Source organism: Microcystis sp. M53602_WE12, assembly GCF_030065455.1.
GTDB classification, from domain to species: domain Bacteria; phylum Cyanobacteriota; class Cyanobacteriia; order Cyanobacteriales; family Microcystaceae; genus Microcystis; species Microcystis aeruginosa.
Map to the genome: position 1 here is coordinate 1 of NZ_JASJFB010000322.1, position 3618 is coordinate 3618.

At 44.8% G+C, this 3618-nt stretch carries 4 protein-coding genes; all 4 read left to right on the forward strand.

The window, feature by feature from the left end; all coding sequences use genetic code 11:
- Positions 1 to 66 precede the first annotated feature (66 nt).
- Entirely contained in the window at positions 67 to 258 is a 192-nt protein-coding gene (gene petP, locus PX482_RS11450) for a cytochrome b6f subunit PetP (RefSeq protein WP_002742483.1), read from the forward strand.
- Positions 259 to 280: 22 nt separating this feature from the next.
- The gene (locus PX482_RS11455) at positions 281 to 1357 is read left to right on the forward strand and encodes a Get3/ArsA fold putative tail anchor-mediating ATPase NosAFP (RefSeq protein ID WP_004266753.1); all 1077 of its coding nucleotides are present in this window, start codon (positions 281 to 283) and stop codon (positions 1355 to 1357) included.
- A 6-nt stretch (positions 1358 to 1363) separates the two neighbouring features.
- Positions 1364 to 2344 (forward strand): chlorophyll synthase ChlG, encoded by a 981-nt coding sequence (chlG, locus tag PX482_RS11460; RefSeq protein WP_004266754.1) that lies wholly within the window; start codon positions 1364 to 1366, stop codon positions 2342 to 2344.
- Positions 2345 to 2712: 368 nt separating this feature from the next.
- Entirely contained in the window at positions 2713 to 3441 is a 729-nt protein-coding gene (locus PX482_RS11465; RefSeq protein ID WP_043999493.1) for a Bax inhibitor-1/YccA family protein, read from the forward strand.
- Positions 3442 to 3618: the final 177 nt, after the last annotated feature.

Here is a 3618-nt window from a genome sequence, read left to right on the forward strand (position 1 = left end):
ACACGAATTTATATTAAACTTAGGATTGGTTTATTGAATTATCGTCTTATTAAAACTGTGGAAGTAATGGAAATCGGGCAAAAAGTCAAGGTCTGTCGCTTAAGAGACCGCGTTAACTCGGATGTAGCGGGTAAATTGGGTAAAGTGGGTGTCATCAAAAATTTTAAGATGACCGATGGCAGCGGTGTTGGTGCTGTTGTCCAGTTCGATGATAAGACCGCTACTTGGTTTTTTGAGGATGAACTCAAACTCATCTAAATACAACGCTTAGGAATTAATTATGTCCTTAATTTTGACCTTTTTGGGCAAGGGGGGCAGCGGTCGCAGTACAATAGCGATCGCTTCGGCAAAGAAAATGGCTGGTCTGGGGTCAAAAGTTCTCTTGATCGGGCAAGATTCTGGTCCCGCTTGGGGATTACTCCTCAAGGCCTCCCCTAGCTCCTCTATTACGGAAATTGCCCCTAATCTCTCGGTTGTGCAGCTTAGTAGTACACAGTTACTAGAAAAAAGTTGGGAAGAAGTCAAGGAATTAGAAAAGCAGTATTTGCGTTCTCCCACCTTGAAAAATGTTTATGGTCAAGAGTTGGGCATTTTACCCGGAATGGATCAAGCTCTAGCTTTAAATTTCCTGCGGGAACAGGATAAAAGCGGAAATTACGATGTCATCATCTACGACGGCAGCGGAGATATCAACAGTCTGAGAATGTTGGGGATTCCAGAGGTAGGTGGCTGGTATTTACGGCGTTTTCGGCAGGTTTTCAGTGATTCCGAGATTGGTCGCACCCTTTCTCCCTTTTTCCAACCGATCGCCGCTGCCGTGCTGAATTTCTCCTTTAATCCCGATGGTTTGGGGAAGAAGGCCGATAATAACATTTTAGACGAGGGGCGCTCGGCTTTAGCCGATCCTCGGCGAGTTTTAGCCTATCTAGTCACCAATGATGATCCACTTGCGATCGCAGATGCCAAATATCTTTGGGGTGGGGCGCAGCAAATCGGTTTAAATGTGGGGGGAGTGATTTTTAATCGCTGTCAGAGTGCTACGGAGGATTTTGCCCCGCTGCCGGCGGCGATTTTACCCGACCGTCAAGGAGAAGATTGGCAGGAATTAATCGCCGAGTTACCCAATTTTCTCACGGTGCAGCCGCCCAAACCGTTAATAATCGATACGGCAGCCGGTCAGGTCAAGGTTTATTTACCCGGATTCGAGAAAAAACAGGTAAAACTGACGCAATCGGGTCCAGAATTAACCATCGAAGCCGGGGATCAACGGCGTAATATTGATGTACCACCGCCTCTAACCGGACGAGCGGTAAAAGGGGCCAAATTCCAAGACGGTTACTTAATTATTTCTTTTTAAGGGATTATGTCGAACACCGAGATAGAAAACAAGGATAATCGAGGCGCAAAAACTCGCCAATTATTGGGGATGAAAGGGGCTTCATCGGCAGAAACTTCCCTCTGGAAAATCCGCTTACAATTGATGAAGCCGATCACTTGGATTCCCCTAATTTGGGGGGTTGTCTGTGGGGCTGCTTCATCGGGGAATTATACTTGGTCTTTAGAAGATGTCTTAAAAGCGGCCACCTGTATGTTACTTTCCGGTCCATTGATGACCGGTTATACCCAAACTTTAAATGATTTTTACGATCGAGAAATCGATGCAATTAATGAACCCTATCGCCCGATTCCTTCGGGGGCAATTTCTATTCCGCAAGTAGTCGGCCAGATTTTGGTTTTATTAGCGGGTGGGTTAGGAATAGCCTATCTTCTCGATCGCTGGGCCGGTCATGATTTCCCGATCATGCTCTGTTTAACCCTATTTGGTTCTTTTATTGCCTATATTTATTCAGCGCCGCCTTTAAAATTAAAACAAAATGGTTGGCTAGGAAATTATGCCCTCGGTGCTAGTTATATAGCCTTACCTTGGTGGGCAGGTCACGCCCTTTTTGGTCAGTTAAATTGGACAATTATGATCCTAACCCTCATCTATAGTCTGGCGGGTTTAGGCATTGCTGTGGTCAACGACTTTAAAAGTGTGGAAGGTGACGAAAAATTAGGCTTAAAATCCTTGCCAGTTATGTTTGGAATTACCACCGCAGCTTGGATTTGTGTGATTATGATCGATGTTTTTCAAGCAGGAATTGCGGGCTATCTGATTAGTATTCATCAGAATCTTTATGCCGCTATTTTACTGTTATTAATTATCCCTCAGATCACTTTCCAAGATATGTATTTTTTGCGGGATCCGCTCAAAAATGATGTCAAATATCAAGCCAGCGCCCAGCCTTTTCTAGTGTTAGGAATGTTGGTGACAGGTTTGGCTTTAGGTCAGGGGATACTCTGAAGATTGTAATTAATAAAAACAGGAAATATCCAGTTTATGGGACATAATCGCCTTGAATTGGGCTTCTGTTTAAGGTAACTTGAGCGGTCAAGGGGGGTGAAAATGGATTTTCGGTTCGATCCCCCCTTAATCCCCCCTTGATAAGGGGGGTGCCGATCCCGCCTTGATAAGGGGGGTATCTGACAATTTTTAACACCTACCTACTTAGCTCGATCCCTAGTCTTTTCGTTACAATCAAGAGGGAATCGATGCCGGGGGAAAAATTTACCTTTTTTTCTTCCCTCCGATTTGCCATTCTTGACGAACTAATCAAGAATAGTTTCTGTTTAACAAGATTGATTGAGACAAGTATCTCGAACCTAGTCACCATGAGTAATACCAGTAATTTTCGCCAAGCTTTACGCGAGGCTAAAAGCCAAGCACTTATCGGCCCCAATGTTATCCCCAAGGCCCTGCCCTATCTCGGTGGCGGTCTAATTTTGACTGCGGTGGGAACCTATGGCGGTTTAGGTGTGATCCAATCCTATCCCCAGATTTTCTTCCCGACTTTCTTTGTCGCTCTGATTGCCGAGATTATTTTATTTTTTGTCGCCCGTAATACTGCGGAAAGAGGCAATACAGGCACTGCTCTGCCCCTGCTGACTCTCTATAGTCTTCTTTCTGGCTATACTCTCAGTGGAATCGTCTATGTGGCCTTAGGTACTTCCGGTGTTGGTTTGCGAGGAGTGGCAATTGCTGCCCTCGGTTGCGGCATCGCTTTTGTCTTGGGACGCAATATCGGCTCGAATCTGTCGGAAAAAGATGGTTTAGCCCTGACTCAAACCGTTAGCATCGGTATTCTCGCTCTCTTTATTGTTCTCATTGGTCAGCTAATTTTCTCTATCTTTGGTGGCGCTACTCCCACCTGGTTAGAAATCGCCATTTCTGGCATCGGGGTTTTCTTGTTTGCTGGTTCGGCAGTGGTGGACTTTTACATCTTGCCCCGTACCTACAGAGATGAACAGTATCTTAGTGCTGCTTTATCGATGTATTTGACCTATATCAACCTATTTATCTTTATTCTGCGCCTTTTAATCGCTCTTAACGGTCGAGATTAGGGCAAATAGAGAGGAGTTAGAAATTAGTTACAACCTAACTTCTAACTCCGCTAGAATAGTAAAGAAATGTAAACAGCCTGTAAAGATTATGACTGAACCACAACCGACTCAAACCCCCAAATTAGAAGATCCCAAATTTGGCTTTAATGACTATGCCGAGCGCCTCAACGGTAGGGC

Bases quoted from the DNA above. Each gene is read 5' to 3' on its own strand.
- petP (WP_002742483.1), top strand. From the start codon at position 67: ATGGAAATCGGGCAAAAAGTCAAGGTCTGTCGCTTAAGAGACCGCGTT.
- PX482_RS11455 (WP_004266753.1), top strand. From the start codon at position 281: ATGTCCTTAATTTTGACCTTTTTGGGCAAGGGGGGCAGCGGTCGCAGT.
- chlG (WP_004266754.1), top strand. From the start codon at position 1,364: ATGTCGAACACCGAGATAGAAAACAAGGATAATCGAGGCGCAAAAACT.
- PX482_RS11465 (WP_043999493.1), top strand. From the start codon at position 2,713: ATGAGTAATACCAGTAATTTTCGCCAAGCTTTACGCGAGGCTAAAAGC.